The organism is Inmirania thermothiophila (genome assembly GCF_003751635.1).
GTDB classification, from domain to species: domain Bacteria; phylum Pseudomonadota; class Gammaproteobacteria; order DSM-100275; family DSM-100275; genus Inmirania; species Inmirania thermothiophila.
Genome location: NZ_RJVI01000002.1, coordinates 839,361 through 858,990, shown reverse-complemented (window position 1 = coordinate 858,990; position 19,630 = coordinate 839,361). Strand labels below are relative to the sequence as shown.

At 75.7% G+C, this 19,630-nt stretch carries 16 protein-coding genes; 7 read left to right on the top strand and 9 right to left on the bottom strand.

All coding sequences use genetic code 11. The features are described from left to right. Positions 1 to 22: 22 nt before the first annotated feature. The gene (locus EDC57_RS09685; RefSeq protein WP_123401644.1) at positions 23 to 1,021 is read right to left on the bottom strand and encodes a potassium channel family protein; all 999 of its coding nucleotides are present in this window, start codon (positions 1,019 to 1,021) and stop codon (positions 23 to 25) included. Continuing rightward, complete coding sequence (gene aroF / locus EDC57_RS09680) at positions 1,018 to 2,037, bottom strand: 3-deoxy-7-phosphoheptulonate synthase (RefSeq protein WP_123401643.1); 1,020 nt, start codon at positions 2,035 to 2,037, stop codon at positions 1,018 to 1,020. The genes EDC57_RS09685 and aroF overlap by 4 nt, the downstream gene beginning before the upstream one ends. Positions 2,038 to 2,121: 84 nt before the next feature. Here aroF and EDC57_RS09675 point away from each other — a divergent pair, with 84 nt between their 5' ends. Together EDC57_RS09675 and EDC57_RS09670 are read left to right on the top strand one after the other, a co-directional pair. Beyond that, the gene (locus tag EDC57_RS09675) at positions 2,122 to 2,553 is read left to right on the top strand and encodes an NUDIX domain-containing protein (protein ID WP_123401642.1); all 432 of its coding nucleotides are present in this window, start codon (positions 2,122 to 2,124) and stop codon (positions 2,551 to 2,553) included. After that, a complete protein-coding gene (locus tag EDC57_RS09670; protein ID WP_123401641.1) occupies positions 2,550 to 2,888 on the top strand; it encodes a DUF1820 family protein in 339 nt (112 codons plus the stop codon). Before EDC57_RS09675 ends, EDC57_RS09670 begins: the two co-directional genes overlap by 4 nt. Before the next feature lie 15 nt (positions 2,889 to 2,903). Here the strand turns inward: EDC57_RS09670 and EDC57_RS09665 are convergent, their stop codons facing one another. Genes EDC57_RS09665 through EDC57_RS09655 form a run of 3 tightly spaced genes read right to left on the bottom strand, consistent with a single transcriptional unit; the run spans position 2,904 to position 5,538 of the window. Next, positions 2,904 to 3,350 carry a CBS domain-containing protein gene (locus EDC57_RS09665; protein ID WP_123401640.1) on the bottom strand — a complete coding sequence of 149 codons (447 nt, stop codon included), beginning with the start codon at positions 3,348 to 3,350 and terminating at the stop codon, positions 2,904 to 2,906. Continuing rightward, complete coding sequence (locus tag EDC57_RS09660; RefSeq protein ID WP_123401639.1) at positions 3,347 to 4,129, bottom strand: slipin family protein; 783 nt, start codon at positions 4,127 to 4,129, stop codon at positions 3,347 to 3,349. Before EDC57_RS09660 ends, EDC57_RS09665 begins: the two co-directional genes overlap by 4 nt. After that, a complete protein-coding gene (locus tag EDC57_RS09655) occupies positions 4,126 to 5,538 on the bottom strand; it encodes an NfeD family protein (RefSeq protein ID WP_123401638.1) in 1,413 nt (470 codons plus the stop codon). The genes EDC57_RS09660 and EDC57_RS09655 overlap by 4 nt, the downstream gene beginning before the upstream one ends. 115 nt (positions 5,539 to 5,653) lie before the next feature. Between EDC57_RS09655 and EDC57_RS12660 the strand changes: the two genes are divergently transcribed. Together EDC57_RS12660 and EDC57_RS09640 are read left to right on the top strand one after the other, a co-directional pair. Continuing rightward, a complete protein-coding gene (locus EDC57_RS12660) occupies positions 5,654 to 6,658 on the top strand; it encodes an Lcl domain-containing protein (RefSeq protein WP_170165101.1) in 1,005 nt (334 codons plus the stop codon). 1 nt (position 6,659) lies between these two features. Continuing rightward, positions 6,660 to 7,241, top strand: coding sequence for a YqgE/AlgH family protein (locus EDC57_RS09640; protein ID WP_123401637.1), 582 nt, complete (start codon positions 6,660 to 6,662; stop codon positions 7,239 to 7,241). Between the two features lie 7 nt (positions 7,242 to 7,248). Here EDC57_RS09640 and EDC57_RS09635 read toward each other — a convergent pair whose 3' ends face one another. From EDC57_RS09635 to EDC57_RS09620, 4 genes are all read right to left on the bottom strand, one after another. Continuing rightward, entirely contained in the window at positions 7,249 to 7,698 is a 450-nt protein-coding gene (locus EDC57_RS09635; RefSeq protein ID WP_123401636.1) for a hypothetical protein, read from the bottom strand. A gap of 24 nt (positions 7,699 to 7,722) precedes the next feature. Then, positions 7,723 to 7,953, bottom strand: a complete 231-nt coding sequence (locus EDC57_RS09630) for a hypothetical protein (RefSeq protein WP_123401635.1) — start codon at positions 7,951 to 7,953, stop codon at positions 7,723 to 7,725. A 68-nt stretch (positions 7,954 to 8,021) separates the two neighbouring features. After that, a complete protein-coding gene (locus tag EDC57_RS09625; RefSeq protein ID WP_123401634.1) occupies positions 8,022 to 11,144 on the bottom strand; it encodes an efflux RND transporter permease subunit in 3,123 nt (1,040 codons plus the stop codon). 4 nt (positions 11,145 to 11,148) lie between these two features. After that, positions 11,149 to 12,387 carry an efflux RND transporter periplasmic adaptor subunit gene (locus EDC57_RS09620; protein WP_123401633.1) on the bottom strand — a complete coding sequence of 413 codons (1,239 nt, stop codon included), beginning with the start codon at positions 12,385 to 12,387 and terminating at the stop codon, positions 11,149 to 11,151. A 176-nt stretch (positions 12,388 to 12,563) separates the two neighbouring features. Between EDC57_RS09620 and EDC57_RS09615 the strand changes: the two genes are divergently transcribed. The 3 genes from EDC57_RS09615 (at position 12,564) to EDC57_RS09605 (ending at position 19,563) form a co-directional block, all read left to right on the top strand. After that, entirely contained in the window at positions 12,564 to 13,043 is a 480-nt protein-coding gene (locus tag EDC57_RS09615) for a sulfurtransferase TusA family protein (protein WP_170165100.1), read from the top strand. Positions 13,044 to 13,093: 50 nt separating this feature from the next. Then, entirely contained in the window at positions 13,094 to 17,119 is a 4,026-nt protein-coding gene (hrpA, locus tag EDC57_RS09610; protein ID WP_123401631.1) for an ATP-dependent RNA helicase HrpA, read from the top strand. 104 nt (positions 17,120 to 17,223) lie between these two features. Continuing rightward, positions 17,224 to 19,563, top strand: a complete 2,340-nt coding sequence (locus EDC57_RS09605; protein WP_123401630.1) for a mechanosensitive ion channel domain-containing protein — start codon at positions 17,224 to 17,226, stop codon at positions 19,561 to 19,563. Positions 19,564 to 19,630: the final 67 nt, after the last annotated feature.

The following is a 19,630-nucleotide window of genomic DNA, read 5'->3' as shown; positions in this document are numbered from 1 at the left end:
GGGTTCGCTCCGGTGGTCACGGTCACTGCATGGGACCGTCCGGGGGCGCGGATTCGTGCAGCGCGGCCCCGCAATGGGGGCAGCGCAGGGGGCGGGGCTCGGCGAGGCCCTCCAGCTTCGCCAGCGCCTCCAGATCCTCCGTCTCGGGCAGCTCCAGCTCGGCGCGGGCGGCCTCCAGGCGCCGGCGCTCCTCCTCGGTGATGACGCCGTCGGCCGCCGCCGCATCCACGAGGCTGCGGTAGCGGGCCCGTCGGCGGTGGAGGCTCTCGACGAAGCCGGAGGCGAGGATGGCCGAGGGCAGGGCGACGAGGGCGACCCCGATCGCGCCGACGACGGCGGCGAAGAACTTGCCTCCGGGCGTCACGGGGGTGACGTCGCCGTAGCCGACCGTGGTCAGGGTCACGATGGCCCAGTACATCGCCGCCGGGATGCTGCCGAAGGCCTCCGGCTGGGCCTCGCGCTCCAGGTAGTAGATGCCCCCGGAGGCGAGGATCAGGGCGGTGAAGAGGAGCGAGAAGGCGGCGAAGAAGACCCGCCGCTCCGCGTAGATCACGTCCAGGAGGACGCGGCCTGCGGCCGAGTAGCGCGTCAGCTTGAGCAGCCGCAGCAGCCGCACCACGCGCAGGAAGCGCAGGTCCAGCCCGAGCAGGTAGCCGAGGTAGAAGGGCAGGATGGCCACGAGGTCGATGAGGAGCAGCGGCGTGAGGGCGTGGCGCAGGCGCGCCCGCCAGGGCGGGCAGCCGGCGTGGCGCTCGAGCTCCGGCGCAGACCACAGCCGCAGGGCGTATTCGAGGGTGAAGATCGCCACCACCACGGCCTCGACGGCGACGAAGAGGTCCCAGTAGGCGCGCTCCAGGCGCGGGATGGACTCCAGGATCACGTCCACGACGCTGAAGAAGATCAGCGCCGCAAGGCCCAGGTCCACCATGCGCCCGAGGCGGTCGTCGGGGCGGCTGAGCTCGAGCACCTCGGCGGTGCGGCGCCGCAGCCGCGCCTGGGCCGCCGCACCGCGCCCGCTCACGGCGCCGCCGCATCCAGCAGCGCGCCGAGGCGGTCCAGCTCGGCGCAGAGGGCGGCGAAGCCCTCGGGGTCCATGGACTGCGGCCCGTCGGAGAGGGCGCGGGCGGGGTCGGGGTGGACCTCCACCATGATCCCGCAGGCGCCCACCGCCCAGGCCGCACGCGCCAGCGGCGGCACCAGGTCGCGCCGCCCGAGGGCGTGGCTGGGGTCCACGATCACCGGCAGGTGCGTCACCTGCCGCAGCCACGGCACCACCCCCAGGTCCAGCGTGTTGCGCAGGGCGCGCTCGAAGGTGCGGATGCCGCGCTCGCAGAGGATCACCTGGTCGTTGCCGGAGGCGACGATGTACTCCGCCGCGGCGAGCCACTCCTCGAGGGTCGCCGACAGCCCCCGTTTGAGCAGCACCGGCCGGCCCGCCTCGCCGAGGGCGCGCAGGAGGTCGAAGTTCTGCATGTTGCGCGCGCCCACCTGGAGGCAGTCGGCGACCTCGGCCACGCGCTCGATCTGGTCGATGCGCATCACCTCCGTGACCACCGCAAGCCCGGTCTCGGCGCGCGCCTCGGCGAGGATCTCCAGGCCCTCCTCGCCGAGCCCCTGGAAGCTGTGAGGGCTGGTGCGGGGCTTGAAGGCGCCGCCGCGCAGCACCCGGCCGCCGGCGGCCTTCACCGCACGCGCGGCGGCCAGCGTCTGCTCGCGGCTCTCCACCGCGCAGGGGCCGGCGATGATCACCGGCGGCCGGTGCCAGGCCACCTCGACGGTGCCGATGCGCACCACCGTGTCCTCGGGGTGGAAGTCGCGGCTCGCGAGCTTGTAGGGCTTGGTGACGTGGATGAGCTCCTGGATGCCCGCAAGATCGCGGAAGGGCTCCTCGTCCACGTAGCCGCGGTTGCCGAGCACGCCGATGGCGACCCGGTTGGCGCCGGGGATGGGGAGCGGCTCGTAGCCGAGCTCGCGGATGCGCGCCGCCACGGCGTCGATCTGCGCCTGGGTGGCGTGGTGTTCCATGACGATGAGCATGCTAGTCTCTCGGGGTTTCGGGGGCCGGTGGCCGGAAGGCGCCATCGGTCGAGAGGCTGCGTATCATAGCGGGGCCGGGAAGGCATGGCACGACCGCGCACGCCAGCGCTCACCGTCGATGTGGTGATCGAGCTCGCCGACCGTCCGGGGCGGCCGGTGGTGCTGGTACGCCGCGCGCACCCGCCGCCGGGATGGGCCCTGCCGGGCGGATTCGTGGAGATCGGTGAGACGGTGGAGGCGGCGGCGGTGCGCGAGGCCGCCGAGGAGACGGGGCTTGCGGTGACGCTGCGGGCGCTGCTCGGGGTCTACTCGGACCCCGCCCGCGATCCCCGCGGCCACACCGTGAGCGTGGTCTACGTGGGCGAGGCCGCGGGCGAGCCGCGCGCCGGCGACGACGCCGGCGGCGTCGGGGTGTTCCCGCCCGATGCCCTGCCTGCGCCGCTCGCCTTCGACCACGGGCGGATCCTCGCCGACTACCGGCGCTGGCGCGAGGCGCGCGCGGAGGAGACCCCATGAGCCGCAGGAAACGGATCTACCGCATCCAGTTCGTCAACCAGGGCAAGGTCTACGAGATCTATGCGCGCGGGGTCGGCCAGCCCGACCTCTACGGCTTCGTGCAGATCGAGGGGCTGATCTTCGGCGAGCGCAGCTCGGTGGTGGTGGACCCCGCCGAGGAGCGGCTCAAGGCCGAGTTCGCCGGGGTCGCCCGCACCTACGTGCCCCTGCACGCCGTCATCCGCATCGACGAGGTGGAGAAGGAGGGGGTGGCCAAGATCACCCCGCTCGCCGAGGGCGCGGCCAAGGTGACCCCCTTCCCGATGCCGGCGCCGCGCCCGCCGGGCGGCGAGTGAGGGCGGCGCCGGCGCTCAGACCTCCTCGCCCAGCGCCTCCGCCTCCTCGAGCTCCAGCAGGTGGATGACGAAGCGCAGGAAGTCGGTCTCGGTGATGATGCCCACGACGCGGTCGCCCCGCAGCACCGGCAGGCAGCCGTACTTGTGCTCGAGCAGGTAGCGGGCGGCGTCGAGCAGCGGCGTGTCCTCGTCCACCGCCGCCACCGACGTGGTCATGACCTCGGAGACGGGGATCGCGGACTCGATGGCGTCGCGCTCCTCGGGCGCGATGTCGGCCAGGCGCGAGACCGAGGCGGCGAGGACGTCGCGCTGGCTCACCAGGCCCACGAAGCAGTTGCGCTCGTCCACCACGGGGACGTGGCGGATGCGCCGCTCGGTCATGGCCATGCGCGCCGTGCGCAGCGAGTCGGTGGTGCGCAGGGTGTAGAGATCGGTGGTCATCAGGTCCGCGACCCGGATCATGGCTTCTCCTCTCCTCCGCCGCCTGCAGGCGGCCGCTTCTCCCAGGCCGCCATGATGGGCTTGAGCACCTCCACGGGCAAGGGGAAGACGATGGTGGAGCTCTTCTCGCCCGCGATGTCGATGAGCGTCTGCAGGTAGCGCAGGACCATGGCCTCGGGGCGGCCGCCCAGGATCTGCGCCGCCTCGAGCAGCTTCTGCGCCGCCTGCTGCTCGCCCTCGGCGTTGATGATCTTGGCCCGCCGCATGCGCTCGGCCTCGGCCTGCTTGGCGATGGCGCGGATCATGCTTTCGTCGAGGTCCACGTGCTTGATCTCGACGTTGGAGACCTTGATCCCCCAGGCGTCGGTCTGGGCGTCGAGGATCGCCTGGATGTCGTGGTTGAGGCGGTCGCGGGCGGCCAGCATCTCGTCCAGCTCGTGCTGGCCGAGGACCGAGCGCAGGGTGGTCTGGGCGAGCTGGCTCGTGGCGACGTGGAAGTTCTCCACCTGGATGATGGCCTTCTGCGGGTCGATGACGCGGTAGTAGATGACGGCGTTGACCTTGACCGAGACGTTGTCGCGCGAGATCACGTCCTGGGTCGGCACGTCGAGGGCGACGATGCGCAGGTCCACGCGCACCATCTGCTGGATCCCCGGGATGATGATGATCATCCCCGGCCCCTTGACCTTGTAGAAGCGTCCGAGCAGGAAGACCACCCCGCGCTCGTACTCGCGCAGGATCTTCATGGAGGAGGCCAGCAGCAGGAGCAGCAGCGCCAGGATGCCGAAGCTGAAGGTCATGTCGCTTCCTCCGCGGTTTCGTCCCCTTCCCCGAGGGGTGCGACGCGCACCCTGAGGCCCTCGACGGCGGTGACGCGAAGGCGCTGGCCGCGGCGCACCGGCACCGGGCTCTCGGCCTGCCAAAGCTCGCCGTGCAGGCGCACCCGGCCCGTGCCCTCGAAGTCCTCCACCGCCTCGGCGGTGGCGCCGAGCAGCTCCTCGGCGCCGCTCACCACCGGGCGGCGCCGGGCGCGCACCGCCATGCCCACGACGACCATGAACAGCACCGCGGTGGTGGCGCCGACGCCGGCGATGAGCTGCCAGGCGATGCCGAAGCCCTCGACGTCGCGGTCCATGAGCAGCACGGAGCCGGCGACGAAGGCGATCACGCCGCCGATGCCGAGGGCGCCGAAGCTGGGCATGAAGGCCTCGGCGACCATGAAGGCGATCCCGAGCAGGACGAGGGCGAGGCCGGCGTAGTTGACGGGCAGCACCTGGAAGGCGAAGAGGGCGAGCAGCAGCGAGATCGCCCCCACCACCCCCGGGACCACGAAGCCGGGGTTGGCGAGCTCGAAGAAGAGGCCGTAGATCCCCAGCAGCATCAGGATGTAGGCGACGTTGGGGTCGGTGATCACGGCAAGCAGGCGGGCCCGCCAGTCCGGCTCCACCTCCACCACGGCGAGGCCGCGGGTGGCGAGCCTGCGCTCGCCCGCCGCCGTGCGCACCGTGCGCCCGTCGATGGCCTCCAGCAGCGCCGGGAGAACCCCCGCCATGAGGTCGATCACCCCGGCCTCGAGGGCGGCCTGCGCCGAGAGGCTCGCCGCCTCGCGCACCGCCTTCTCCGCCCACTCGGCGTTGCGCCCGCGCAGCTCGGCGAGGGCGCGGATGTAGGCCACGGCGTCGTTGACGATCTTGTGCTTCATGGGGTCGGCCGGCGCCTCGCCGCCTGTCTCCCCGGACGGTGTGCCCTCCGGCGCCGGGCCCGGCCGCTCCGGGCCGCGCTCCGGCCCGGTGGGCGCCGGCAGTCCCCCGATCTGCACCGGCGTGGCCGCGCCGAGGTTGGTGGCGGGGGCCATGGCGGCGACGTGGCTGGCGTAGAGGATGTAGGTGCCGGCGCTCGCCGCGCGCGCCCCGGAGGGCGCGACCCACGTCACCACGGGCACGGGCGAGGCGAGGATGGCCCGGATGATGTCGCGCATGGCGCCGTCGAGCCCGCCCGGGGTGTCCATGCGCAGGATCACCACCTCGGCGCCGGCGGCGGCCGCCCCCTCGATGCCGCGCACCACGTAGTCGGCGGTGGCCGGCCCGATGGCGCCCGCGATGGTGAGCAGGTGCGCGGCCCCCCGCGGCGCCGCTCCGGCACAGCTCAGCAGCAGGAGGAGCGTGGGGAGGAGCACCCCCGCCCGGTGGATGGATCGGTGCGCGCCCATGGACGTGCCGGCGGCTCCCGACGGACCTGTCATGCAGTGTAGCGCGCGGGTGCGCCGCCGAGGTTGTAGAATCGCCGCGGTCGGGATGGTACACGGGACCGGGATGCGCGGCGGGGTGCGGACATGGCTGGCGGCGACGGTGCTGCTGCTCGGCGCGGCGGCGGCGCCCGCCGTGCAGCGCTGCGACCCCGGGGCGCGGCGCACCTCGCCCGCCGAGCGCTTCATCGTCAACGAGGACGGCACCGTCACCGACCGCGTCACCCGCCTGACCTGGGCGCGCTGCCCCGTGGGCCAGCCCTGGGACGGGCGCACCTGTCAGCCGGGCAAGCCCTACGCGGTCTGGTTCTCGTGGCGGGAGGCGCAGGAGGCGGCGGCCGAGGCGCGTCTCGCGGGTCACGCGGACTGGCGCCTGCCCAACATCCAGGAGCTCGAGTCCATCGTGGAGCGGGCCTGCGTGGAGCCGGCGGTCAACACCGAGGTCTTCCCGGGCACGCTGCCCAACGCGATCTTCTGGTCGGCCGGCGAGGACCCCGAGAACGACGGCTACGCCTGGGCGGTGGACATGGCCGACGGCGCGACCAAGAGCGTGCTCAAGGACAGCGTGACCTTCCAGGTGCGGCTGGTGCGAGGCCGGCCCCTGGTCTTTCACCGCAGCGAAGCCGGCGGGGACGAGGCCCCGGCGGACGACGGCATCCACGATCCGACCAACCCCGATCTCGGTCTGCTGCAGCGGCCGGAGGAGGCCTTCGCACCCCTGCCCAAGGACCGCACCGGCGCGCCCGACTGGGCGGCGGCGCTGCGGCAGGGCGTGATCCGGCCGCGGGCGGCGCTCACGGACGGGGAGGCCGTGGAGGTCCGCGACGACGTGATCCTCATGAAGGACACGCGGCAGATGCCGTGGGTGGCCTTCCCCCACGACATCCACAGCCGCTGGCTCGCCTGCGCCAACTGCCACGACGCCATCTTCGTCGCCCGCAAGGGGGCCAACGACCTGCGCATGGACGAGATCCTGCGCGGCGAGCAGTGCGGGCGCTGCCACGGCAAGGTGGCCTTCAGCCCCTTCGTCTGCGAGCGCTGCCACAGCGTGCCCCACGAGGGCTCGCCGCGGCCGTGGTGGTGAGATGGGCAGGCTCCTCGCCCTCGTCGCGCTGCTCATCGCCGGCCTCGCCCGCGCCGCCGAGCCGGGCCCCGGCAACCTGCTCGTGGCCGCGCCGCACCTGCGCGATCCCAACTTCGTCCACACCGTGGTGCTGCTGGTCTCCCACGGCGGCGGCACCATGGGGCTGGTGCTCAACCGCCCGAGCCGCGTCTCCGTGGCCGAGGCCCTGCCCGACATCGCGGCGCTGGCCGGACGCGAGGATCCCCTCTACATCGGCGGGCCGGTGGCGCGCGGGGTCGTCTCCGTGCTGGCCCGCAGCGCCGAGGCGCTGCCGAAGGCCCGCGAGGTGATTCCCGGGGTGTGGATGAGCCTCAGCCGCGAGGCCCTGGGCGCGGCCCTGGCGCGGCCGGAGACGCCGTGGCGGGCCTACGCCGGCTATGCCGGCTGGGCCCCGGGGCAGCTCGAGGCCGAGATCGCCCGCGGCGACTGGCGGGTGGTGCCGGCGCGGGCGGAGGACGTCTTCGCCGCCGACCCCGAGGGGCTCTGGCGGCGCCTCGCCTACGGGCAGTGGGCGCTGGCGCCGGCGGGTGCGGTGCGCGACTGAGCCGGGCTCAGTCGAGGACGGCGACGAGCCGCGGGGCCGGAGGCTCGGCGGCCTCGGGCCCGAGGCCGCGAAGCTCCCGCCGCAGCGAGGCGGCATCGGCCGGGGCCCGCCGTGCCGGCGCCCGGGTCGGCCCCGCGACGGGCTCGAAGGCCCGCCGCGCGAGCACCGCGGCGGTGCTCTCCGGGCGGGTGAGGGCGAGGGCGGGTGTGGCCCACGCCGCCGCCGCGGCCCGCTGCGCGGGGGCGGCCGCGGGGGGCGGCGGGGTGCGGGGCACGCCGCGGGCGAGGGCCGCGTGCTGCTCGGGGGTCTGGCCGCCGAGGCCGCCGCCGAAGGGCCCCTCGTGGACGGGCCGCACCGCCTCCAGGGGGGCGAGCGCGGCCGCCGCCGGCTCCGGGTGCAGCCCGGGCGCCGGTCCCAGGTAGGCGTTGAGGGCGTTGGTGTCGGCCACCACGACCATGGGCGGCTCCCGGGCCTCGGCGGATCAGCGGCCTGCGGGCGCGAGCAGGGTCGCCAGCGCCTCGTCCACCCGCCGCAGGGCCGCCACCGAGGCCTCCACCAGGGTGCGCTGGCGGGCGAGATCCACCAGCGCCTCCAAGCGGTCGCGGGCGAGCGGCGCCGCCTGTGGCGCGCGGGCGAGCGCCGCCGCGTCCCGGCGCAGCCCCTCGAGGCCGCGCCGGATGCCGATCCCGGCCTCGGTGATCGGCGTGCTCATGCCGCCTGCCTCCCACGCTCCCGAGGGCAGTATAGCCCCTGCCGGCGCCCCTTCCGCCGTGACCGCGGTCACGTCCCGGACGGTGCCGGCCGCGGTGCGGGCCGCAGCCTCGCCGCGAGCTCCTCGGTCCAGGAGAGCAGCGCCGGGATCACCACCAGCACCAGCACGGTGGTGAAGGCGAGGCCCGAGCTGATGGCGAGCGCCATGGGGATCAGGAACTGGGCCTGGACCGAGGTCTCGAAGAGCAGCGGCGTCAGGCCCGCGATGGTGGTGAGCGAGGTGAGCAGCACCGCCCGCAGGCGCTGGCAGGCCGCCTCCACCACCGCCTCGCGGATCCTCATCCCCTCGGCCCGCAGGCGGCGGTAGAAGGAGACGAGGATGATGGCGTCGTTCACGACGATGCCGGAGAGGCCGAAGATGCCGAACAGCGACAGGATCGTGAGGTCGCGCCCGGCGAGCCAGTGGCCGGCGACGGCCCCCACGAGGCCGAACGGGATGATGGCCATCACCACCAGCGGGCGCAGGTAGGAGGCGAAGACCCAGGCCAGCACGAGATAGATCATGGCGAGGGCGAAGACCAGCCCGCGGCGCATGTCGCCGAGGGTCTCGGCCTGCTCCTGGGCGCGGCCCTCGAAGTTCCAGCGCACGCCGTGGCGGCGCGCGATCTCGGGCAGGACCTCGCGCGCGAGGGCCGCGCGCAGGCGCCCGGGGTTGGCCGTCGCGGCGTCCACCTCGGCGGTGACGTGCACCGCGAGGTCGCCGCCGTCGTGGCGCAGGACGTCGAAGCCGCGCCGCGCCTCGAGCCGCGCCACCGCCTCCAGGGGCACGAACCCGCCCGCCGGGGTGCGGATGCCGAGCCGCGCGAGGCTCGCCAGGCGGTGGCGCTCCGCGTCCGGCAGAATCACCCGCACCTCCACCTCGTCGCCGGCGTCCTGGAAGACCTGCACCTCCACCCCCTCGTAGGCGGCGCGCAGCTGCCGGCCCAGCTCCTCCACGGTGAGGCCGAGGGCGCGGCCCTCGGGGGTGAGCCGGTAGACGAGCTGCTGCATGCCCCAGGGCATGTCGTCCTCCACCGCGCCCACCCCGGGAAGGGCGCGCAGCCGCTCGGCCAGCGCCAGCGCCGCCGCCTTCAGGCGCACCGGATCGGCGCCCACGAGGCGGACGTCGATGTCGCGGCCGGGCGGGCCCACGAGGCGCTCGGTGATGTTGAAGGTCTCGAGGCCCGGCGGCCGGCGCACCCGCTCGCGCCAGGCGCGGACGAGGTCGCGGTTGCGCACGCGGCGCCGGTCGGGCTCGGTCAGCTCCACCAGGAGCGAGCCCTGGTGCTCGCCCTCGCTGGTGACGGCGCCGCCGGCGAAGACGCCGAGGCCCTCGCGGCGCACCACGTGCTCCACGAGCCCGCCGCCGAGGGCGGCCTCGGCCTCGCGCAGGGCGCGCTCCAGCTCGGCGAGGAAGGCCGCGACCCGCTCGCGCGGGGTGCCCGGGACGAAGCCGACGTTGGCGTAGACCACGGTGCCCTCGATCTGCGGGAAGAAGGTGAAGCCGATGCGGCCGCCGGCCACGAGGCCGAGGGCGAGGAGCAGCGAGGCGACCGCCGCCGCCAGGGTGGTCGCGCGGTGGCGCACGGCGGCGCGCACGAGGGGGCGGAAGAGGCGCTCGCGCACCGCCGTAAAGGCGGCGTCGAAGGTCGTCCTCAGCCGCCCCGGGGGCGCGTGGTGCATGCGCGCGAAGCTGTGGCGCAGGTGTCCGGGCAGGACGAGGAAGCTCTCCAGGAGCGAGGCCGCGAGGGCGCATACCACCACCAGCGGGATCGCCGAGAGGATCTTGCCGATGACGCCGCCCACCAGCATCAGGGGCAGGAAGGCGGCCATCGTGGTCAGCGAGGCGGAGAGGACCGGGGCGAGCATGCGCCGGGCGCCGCCCTCCGCCGCCTCCAGCGGGTCCTCGCCCGCCTGGTAGTGGGCCATGGCGTCCTCGCCGACGACGATGGCGTCGTCGACGATGATGCCCAGCGTCATGATGAGCCCGAACAGGCTCACCATGTTGATGGACCCGCCGGCGAGGTGGAGCACCGCCAGGGTCGCCATGAACGCCACCGGGACCCCCACCGCGACCCAGAACGCCACCCGCCCGTTGAGGAAGAGGTAGAGCACCACCAGCACCAGCAGGAAGCCGCCGGCGCCGTTCTTGACCAGGAGCATGATGCGGTCGCGGACGAGGCGCCAGGTCTCGTCGTAGACCGAGAGCCGGATCCCCTGCGGGGGCCGCGCCGCGGCGAGCCACTCGCGCAGGATACGGGCCGAGGTCAGGGTGTTGGCCGACTGCGCCCGCTCCAGCTCCAGCTCCACCGCGGGCTCGCCGCCCCGGCGCAGCAGCACCTCGCCGTCCTGCGGCCGGCGCTCGATGGTGGCGATGTCGCCGAGGCGCAGGAGCCGCCCGCGGGCATCGGCGAGCACCGGCAGATCGGCGAAGGCGGCGGGGCTGCGGCGCTGGTCGAGGCTGCGCAGCAGCCGCGCCACGTCCTCGCGCCCGGCGATGCCGGCGGGCAGATCGCTGGAGAGGGCGCGGATGCGGGCGGCGAGCTCGCCCAGGCCGAGCCCGAGCTCCTGGAGGCGGGCGGCGGGCACCTGGATCGCGATCTCCTCGTCGGGCAGTCCGTGGAGGGTGACCCGGGAGACGCCCCGGTCGAGCAGCTCCCGCTCGTAGCGGTGGACCAGGCGGCGAAGCTCGGCGGGGGCGAGCGGCCCCGAGACCAGCAGCCGGGCGATGCGGTCGTAGCGCGCGATGCGGATCACCTCCGGGGTCTCGGCGCTCTCCGGCAGGGTGTCGACGCGGGCCACCCGCTCCTTCACCCGCTCGGTGGCCTCGGCCATGTCCGTGCCTTCCTCGAACTCGAGGGTGATCGCCGCCACCCCGGTGGCCGAGGTGGAGGTGATCTCCTTGAGCCCGTCCACGGACTTGAGCTCGCGCTCGAGCGGTGTGGTCACCGCCTCCTCCACGTCCTCGGCGCCCGCGCCCGGCCAGGTCACCCGCACCAGGACCAGGTCGAGCTCGAAGGTGGGGAAGAACTGCACGTTGAGGCGGGTCAGCGCCCAGGCCCCGGCGAGGATCATCATCAGCATCAGCAGGTTGGCCGCCACCGGGTGGCGGGCGAAGACGCCGACGAGGTCCTCGCGGTGGCGGAAGGACACGGCCTCAGCCTTCCACCGCCTCGACCGCGAGCCCCGTCACCGCCTCCGGCAGCTGGGTGACGAGGACGCGGTCGCCGTCGGCAAGCTCCGGGCTGCGCACCAGCACGCGCCCCTCGGCGTCGGTGCCGAGCCGCTCCACCCGCACCGCGCGCAGGCGCCCGTCCACCACCTCGTAGACGCGGTCGTCGCCGTAGAGCGCCTCGGCCGGCAGGGCCACCGCCGCGGGCTGGGGGGGCAGCGCGAGGCGCACCGCGACGAAGCGGCCGAGGGCCGGCGGCTCCTGGGCGTCGAGAATGCGGAAGAGGCCGTCGAGCCCGCCCGCGGTGGCCTCGGCCCGCCCGGCGAGGCGCTCGAGGCGCAGGCGAAGCGGCGCCCCGTCGACGCGTCCGTCGGCCTCGAGGGGGCCTTGGGCGAGGGCGGCGCGGACGAGCGCCAGCCGCGGTCCCGGGATCTGCGCCCGCACCTCCAGCGCCGCGAGGTCGTAGATCTCGGCGAGGGCGTCGCCCGCGCGGACGCGGTCGCCGGGGGCCACCGCGACCGCCGCGATCCGCCCGGCGAAGGGCGCCGTGATGCGGGTGCGGGCCCGATCCAGCTCCGCGCGGCGCAGGCGGGCCCGGGCCTGGGCCAGGCGCGCGCGGAGCTGGGCGAGCCGGTTGCCGTGGTCGCGCAGCGCCGCCTCGCGCTGGTCCACCGCCAGGCGCTGGCGCAGCAGCTCGCGGCGGGCGCGGTCGAGCTCGGCGTCGGAGGCGAGGCCACGCGCCATCATCCCGCGCACCCGCTCCACTTCCGCCTCCGCCAGCCGCAGCAGCTCCCGCTCCCGCGCGAGCGCCGTGCGGTCCGCCTCGTCGCGCAGGGCCTCGCTGGCGAGGGCGGCCTCGATCTCCGCCACCTCGCCGCGGCGCTGGGCGAGTTCGGCGGTGATCTCGGCCCCGTCCAGGCGGACGAGGAGGGCGCCTGCGGCCACCGCCTCGCCCTCGCGCACCGCCACCTCCACCACCTCCGCCCCCACCGCCGCGCGCAGGCGCGCAAGCCGCGGCGCCTCCACCCGCCCGTACAGGGTCAGCACCGGCGCTTTGGGGCCCGGGTGCACGGTGCGCACCGCGACCCGCCAGGCCCGCGCCTCGGCCGGGGCCGCGGCAGGCTGGGGGCGGCTGCGGGCGAGCAGGACGAGACCGCCGGCGCCCGCGGCGAGGACCAGCAGCGGCAGCAGCACGGCGGCAAGGCGGCGAAGCGGGCGTCCCACGTCCTGTCGTCCCCCGGGCGGTGCGGCGCGCTATCGTAGCAGAGGCGGGGGCGCCTCCCCCTCCCCACGGCGGCGGGGTGGGCGCTCCCCCAGCGGGGGGATGGACCGGCACGCGGGGCCCCCATAGCATGGTCGGCAGGCGGTTCGGGACGCGCCCTGCGGGGCGGGAGGCGAGGATGGAGCGGCACGGGGAGCACAAGGCGGACGTCACCGTGGACCTCAGCGGCGTCGTGTGCCCGGGTCCGCTGCCTGCGGCCAAGCGCATCGCCGAAGAGCTCGAGCCCGGGCAGGTCATGCTGCTGGTCTCGGATTGCCCCGGCGTCGAGGACGACCTCAGGGCCTGGGCCCGCCACACCGGCAACCGGCTGCTGCACGTCGAGGGCCTGGCGGAGGGGCGGCGCGGCTACTACGTGCAGAAGGCCCGCCGCTGGCCGGTGGCGGTCCGCCTGGACATGCGCGGGGCCCGCTGCCCCGGCCCGGTGGTGGAGGCCCGGCGCGTCCTCGAGGGGATGGGCGAGGGCGAGATCATGGAGCTCGTCTCCACCTGCCCCGGCACGCCCGAGGACGTGCGCGCCTGGACCGCCAACACGGGCCATGAGCTCCTGGAGGCGGTGCGCGACGCCGAGGGGGCGCACCACTTCTTCATCCGCAAGTAGGGCAGCGGCTTCCCCGGGGGGGCGCGCGCTGGTAGGCTCGCGCCCCCGACATGGCCGCGCCGCGACCGCAACCCGACGATCCCCGCCGCCGCCTGCGCGAGCTGGCATCCCGGCTCGAGGGCTGCATGCTCGCCGACGCCCATCGTCTGCGGCGCAGGCTGCGCGGCCTTGCCCGCCGCCGCAGACCGCCCCCGCAGGGGGTGCTGGACGAGATCGAGGCCGCCATCGAGGCCTCGCGCGCCCGCCGCGAGGCCCGCGCCGCCGCCCTCCCGCGGCCGCGCTTCGACGACGGTCTCCCGGTCTGCGCCCATCGGGAGGCCATCGCCGCCGCCATCGCCGCCCACCCGGTGGTGGTGGTGTGCGGCGAGACCGGCTCCGGCAAGACCACGCAGCTGCCCAAGATCTGCCTCGAGCTCGGGCGCGGGGTGGCCGGCCTCATCGGCCACACCCAGCCGCGGCGCATCGCCGCCCGCTCGGTGGCGGCGCGCATCGCCGAGGAGCTCGGCAGCCCCCCGGGCCGGCTCGTCGGCCACAAGGTGCGCTTCGCCGACCACGTCGGGCGCGACGCCTACGTCAAGGTCATGACCGACGGCATCCTCCTCGCCGAGACCCAGGGCGACCCGTGGCTGCTCGCCTACGACACCCTCATCGTCGACGAGGCCCACGAGCGCAGCCTCAACATCGACTTCCTCCTCGGCTACCTGCGGCGGCTGCTGGAGCGGCGGCCCGAGCTCAAGGTCATCGTCACCTCCGCCACCATCGACCCCGAGCGCTTCGCCCGCCACTTCGGCGGCGCCCCCGTGGTGGAGGTCCCGGGCCGCAGCCACCCGGTGGAGGTCCGCTACCGGCCCCTGGTGAGCGAGGACCCGGACGAGGAGGACCGCACCCTGCTGGAGGGCATCCTCCACGCCGTGGACGAGGCCGCCGCCTGCGGTCCCGGCGATGTCCTGGTCTTCCTCCCGGGCGAGCGCGAGATCCGCGAGGCGGCCGAGGCCCTGCGCAAGCACCACCCGCCCGGGACCGAGATCCTGCCCCTCTATGCGCGCCTTTCGGCGGCGGAGCAGCAGCGCATCTTCCGGCCCCACGCCGGGCGGCGCATCGTGCTCGCCACCAACGTCGCCGAGACCTCGCTCACGGTGCCCGGGATCCGCTACGTGGTGGACACGGGGCTTGCCCGCATCAGCCGCTACAGCCCCCGCTCGCGCATCCAGCGCCTGCCCGTGGAGCCCATCTCGCGGGCCTCGGCGGACCAGCGCGCCGGGCGCTGCGGGCGCGTCGGGCCCGGCATCTGCTTCCGCCTCTACGCCGAGGAGGACTACCTCGCCCGCCCCCGCTTCACCGACCCCGAGATCCTGCGCACCAACCTCGCGGCGGTGATCCTGCGCATGAAGGCCCTGGGCCTCGGCGAGGTGGAGGACTTCCCCTTCCTCGACCCGCCCGACCCGCGCCAGGTCCGCGCGGGGCTGCGCGAGCTGGAGGAGCTCGGGGCCCTCGATCCCGAGGGGCGGCTCACGGAGATCGGGCGGCGGCTTGCGCGGCTGCCGGTGGACCCGCGGATCGGGCGCATGCTCCTCGCCGCGGCCGAGCATGGGGCCCTGGCCGAGATGGTGGTGCTGGCGGCCGCGCTCTCGGTGCAGGACCCCCGCGAGCGGCCCATGGAGGCGCAGGAGGCGGCCGACCGCGCCCACGCCGCCTTCCACGACGAGCGCTCGGACTTCGTCGCCCTGCTCAGGCTGTGGCGGGCCTGGCAGGAGGCGCGCCGCCACCTCTCCAACCGCAGGCAGCGGGCCTGGTGCCGCGAGCGCTACCTCGCCTACCTGCGCATGCGCGAGTGGCAGGACGTGGCGGGGCAGCTCACCGGCCTCGTCAAGGACATGGGCCTGCGCCTCAACACCGAGCCCGCCTCCTACGAGGCCGTCCACTGCGCGCTCCTCGCCGGCCTCCTCGGCCAGGTGGCGCAGCTCGGCGACATCGGCGCGGACACGGGGGTGCGCGGCGCCCAGTCGCGGGGAGCGCCGAATGCTGCCGTCTCGGAGCTGGGGGCGTGGGCGGCGGAAGAAGACGGTCGGGGGGCTGGCGGCGGGCGTTTGCGGGGCGGCGCAGGCAGCGGGGAGTACACCGGGGCGCGCGGGGCGAAGCTGCGCATCCACCCGGGCTCGGGGCTTGCGCGGCGCACGCCGCGCTGGATCGTGGCCGCCGAGATCGTCGAGACCACGCGCCTCTACGCCCGCACCGTGGCCGCGGTGGAGCCGGAGTGGATCGAGCAGGCCGCCGCCCACCTGGTCAAGCGGTCCTGGGCCGGGCCCCACTGGGAGCGGCGCGCCGGCCGCGTGATGGCCTACGAGCGCGTCAACCTCTGGGGCCTGACCCTGGTGGCGCGGCGCAAGGTGGACTACGGTCCCGTCGACCCCGCCGGGGCGCGCGAGATCTTCATCCGCGAGGCCCTGGTGGCGGGCGACTACGCAAGCCGCGCCCCCTTCTGGCGCCACAACCAGGCGCTCATCGCGCGCCTGCGCGAGGAGGAGGCGCGGCTGCGCCGGCGCGACGTGGTGGTGGACGAGGAGGCGCTCTACGCCTTCTACGACGCCCGCCTGCCCGCCGAGGTGCGCGACCATCCGACCCTGGAGCGCTGGCGCCGCGAGGCCGAGCGGGCCGACCCCGAGCGCCTCTTCCTGCGCGAGGAGGACCTCGTCCGCGACGCCGCGGGGGCTGCCTCGCGGGCCGAATTCCCGGACCACATCGAGGCCTGCGGCCTGCGCTTGGCGCTGGAGTACCGCTTCGAGCCCGGCCACGAGGCCGACGGCGTCACCGCGGTGGTGCCGCTGGCGGCGCTGCCCCAGCTCGACCCCGCCCCCTTCGACTGGCTGGTCCCGGGGCTGCTGCGCGACAAGGTGATCCACCTCATGCGCGGCCTGCCCAAGGCCACGCGCCGGGCCCTGGTGCCGGTGCCGGACTTCGCCGACGCGGCCCTCGCCGCCCTGACTCCCGGCGCGCGGCCGCTCACCGAGGCCCTCGCGGCCGAGCTCAAGCGCATGACCGGGGTCGAGATCGCGCCCGAGGCGTGGCCGGCGGATCTGCCCGCGCACCTGCGCATGCGCTTCCGGGTCGTCGACGAGGACGGGCGGACCCTCGCCGCGGGGCGCGATCTGGCCGCCCTCAAGGCCGGGCTCGCGCAGCAGGCGCGCGGCGTGCGCGCCGCCCTGGGCGCCGCGGAGGGCGAGCGCGAGGACCTGCGCCGCTGGGACGTGGGGACCCTGGCGCCGCGGCGGATCCGCCGCGGCGGCCTCGCCATCGAGGTCCACCCGACGCTGGTGGACGAGGGCGGGCGGGTGGCGCTGCGGCTCCTCGACGATGCCGCCGAGAGCGCGCGGCGCCATCCCGCGGGGGTGGCGCGCCTGGCGCTCCTCGAGCTCGGCGCGCTGGCGCAGGCGCTGCGCCGCCAGATCCCGGACCGCCAGCGCCTGTGCCTGCTCCACGCCGGGCTCGGCCCCTGCGAGGCGCTGGTGGACGATCTGCTGATGGGGGTGGCGCTCGCGCTCTTCGCCGCCGAGCCCGTGCCGCGGGACGAGGCCGCCTTCCGCGCGCGGCTGGAGGCGGGGCGGGGCCGGCTCGCCGCCGCGGTGGCCGAGCAGGCGGGCTGGCTGCTGCGCGCCCTGGAGACCGCGCGCGAGGTGCGCGGCCGCCTGCGCCGGGCGCCTCCCGCGTGGCGCACCGCGGTGGCCGACATCGAGGGCCAGCTCGACGCCCTGCTCTTTCCGGGCATGGCGCGCGTGCTGCCGCGCGAGCGGCTGCGCCACCTGCCCCGCTACCTCGAAGCGGTGCGCCGGCGGATCGAGCGCCTCGAGCAGGACCCGCGGCGCGACGCCGAGCGGCTCGCCCGCATCGCCCCCTTCGCCGAGCGGCTGCGGGCGCGGCGCGAAGCCCACGCCGCGCGCGGCCTCGCCGACCCCGAGCTCGAGCGCTTCCGCTGGATGCTGGAGGAGTTCCGGGTCTCGCTCTTCGCCCAGGAGCTCGGCACCGCGGCGAAGGTCTCGGAGGCGCGCCTGGAACGGCAGTGGGAGAAGGTGGCGCCCTGAGGCGCGCAAGGTCCGGGGGATGCCGCGGCCCGGCCCGCCGGAGCGCGCGCAGGCCTTCCGCGTGCTACGCTTTCCGCCCCGAGCCAAGACCCGTCCCGACGCCCATGTCCATCCGCCGCCTCGCCGCCCTGCTCCTCGCCCTTCTGCTGCCCGCGGCCCTGCCCGCGGCGCCGCCCAAGGTGGCCGCGCCGGAGGGCAAGCCGGCGGCCGCTGCGCCGGCCGCGGCGGAGACCCCGGAGGCCCTGCGCGACCGGCTGCGCGAGCGCCTGGCCGAGGCCCGGCGCGAGCTCGCCGCCCTCGAGGCGGCGGTCGCCGCGAAGACGCTGCCCGCGGGCATCGGCGAGGACGAACTCACCCGTCGCCGGGATCTTCTGCTGCGGCTCGCGGCGGCGCTGCAGCGCCGCCTCGACGCCCTCGCGCGGGCCGAGGCGCCGCAGCCGGAGGTGGCGGCGGAGCCGCTCAAGCTGCCTCTCGGCATCGATCAGCTCGAGGCGCTGTGGGCGCAGGTGCTGGCGCAGGAGGCGGCCAACCGGGCGCTGCGGGAGCGGCTGCGCCGGCTGGAGGCGGAGCAGGACGCCCTGCGCGCCGAGACCGACCGGGCCCGCAGCGCCCTGGGCGAGGCGCAGCAGGCGCTGGAGAAGGTGGCCGCGGGGGAGGAGGCGCAGCGCGAGGCGGCGCGCTGGCGGGTGCAGCTTGCGGCCCTGGCGGTGCAGGTGCTGGAGGCGGAGCTTGCCGCGGTGGCGGAGGAGCGGCGCGTCCTCGAGCGGGCCCTGGCCCGCGGCGGCGAGCGCCTGGCGGGCCTGCGGGCGCGGGCCGAGGAGGCGACGCGCGCCTCGCCCCTGACCGCCGCCGATCGCGACGCCAAGGTGGAGACGGCGACCGCACGCGCGGCCGCCCTGCGGCGGGAGGTGGCGCAGGCGGAGGCGGCGCTGCGGGCGGCGCAGGAAAAGCTGCGGGCGGCGCGCGAGGCCCTCGGGGCGCTGCGCGAGCGGTCGGCGGAGCAGGGCGCGCCGGAGCCGGCGGTGCTCGAGGCCATCGGGCGCGCCCAGTTCGTGGCCGAGGCCCGCCGCGTGATCGCGGAGACGGCGGCGGTGGAGCTCGCCCTGCGACGGCGCCTGGAGGAGAGCTACACGCGCGAGGCGCGCATCTGGCAGCAGCGCCACGAGGCGGCGCAGCGGCGCGACCCTGCGGCCATCGCCGAGGCGCGCGCCCGCGTCGAGGCGGAGCTGCAGTGGCTGCAGGGCTGGCGCGACGACCTCCTGGCGCAGCTCGACGCCGCGCTCAGCGAGGCCGAGGCCCGCCGCGGCGAGCTCGAGGCCATGGCGCGCGACGATCCCCGCCTCGCGCTCGCCCGCCAGACCGTGCGTTCCCTGGAGAGCCGCATCGGCTCCCTGCGCAAGGCCCTGGATCGGGTCAAGGAGCTCGAGGGTCTGCTCGCGCGCTGGCGCGCGGAGCTCGCCGTCTTCGGCGAGGGGGTCGGCGCCGAGGCGCGCCTGCGCGACGTCGCCGCGCGCACCCTCGAGGCCGCCCGCGCGGTGTGGAACTACGAGCTGCTCAGCATCGAGGACCGGATCACGGTCGACGGCGAGGTGGTGGTGGGGCGGCGCGGGATCACCGTCGGGCGGACCTTCTCCGTGCTCGCGGTGCTGCTGCTGGGGCTGTGGCTCGCCGGGCGCGTGGCCGGCCTCGTGCGCCGCCTCCTGGAGCGGCGGCTGCGCATGGAGCGGGGCCTGGCCACGCTGGTGCACCGGATCACGCACGTGCTGATCCTGGTGGTGCTGGCGCTGTTCGCGCTGGAGTCCTTCAACATCCCGCTGACGCTGTTCGCCTTCCTCGGCGGCGCCTTCGCCATCGGCGTCGGCTTCGGCGCCCAGAACCTCATCAACAACTTCATCAGCGGCCTCATCCTGCTGGTGGAGCGGCCGGTGCGCCACGGCGACGTGATCGAGGTGGACGGGCTGCGCGGACGGGTCACCCACATCGGCGCCCGCTATTCCCAGATCCGCCGCATCGACGGCGTCGACATCCTGGTGCCCAACAGCGTCCTGCTCGAGCGCAACGTCATCAACTGGACCCTGTCCGACGACCGCGTCCGCATCTCGGTCTCGGTGGGTGTCGCCTACGGCTCGCCGACCCGGGACGTGACGCGGCTCATGGACCGCATCCTCGCCGAGCACGGCGAGATCCTGGAGGACCCGCCGCCGCAGGTGCTGTTCGAGGACTTCGGCGACAGCGCCCTCGTCTTCACCGCCAACTTCTGGGTCCGCCAGCGGCCCGACCGCGACTACCGCGAGGTGGCGAGCGACGTGCGCCACCGCATCGACCGCCTCTTCCGCGAGGCCGGCATCGAGATCGCCTACCCGCAGCGCGATCTGCACCTGCGAAGCGCGGTGCCCCTGCGCGTGCACCTGGAGCCCCCCGACGGGGCCGGGGGACGGGCTTGAAAGCGGCGGCGGCGGCGCCAGAATGGGGGCCGTCGCCGGGGAGCGCCGGCGGGCGGAGGTGATCGCG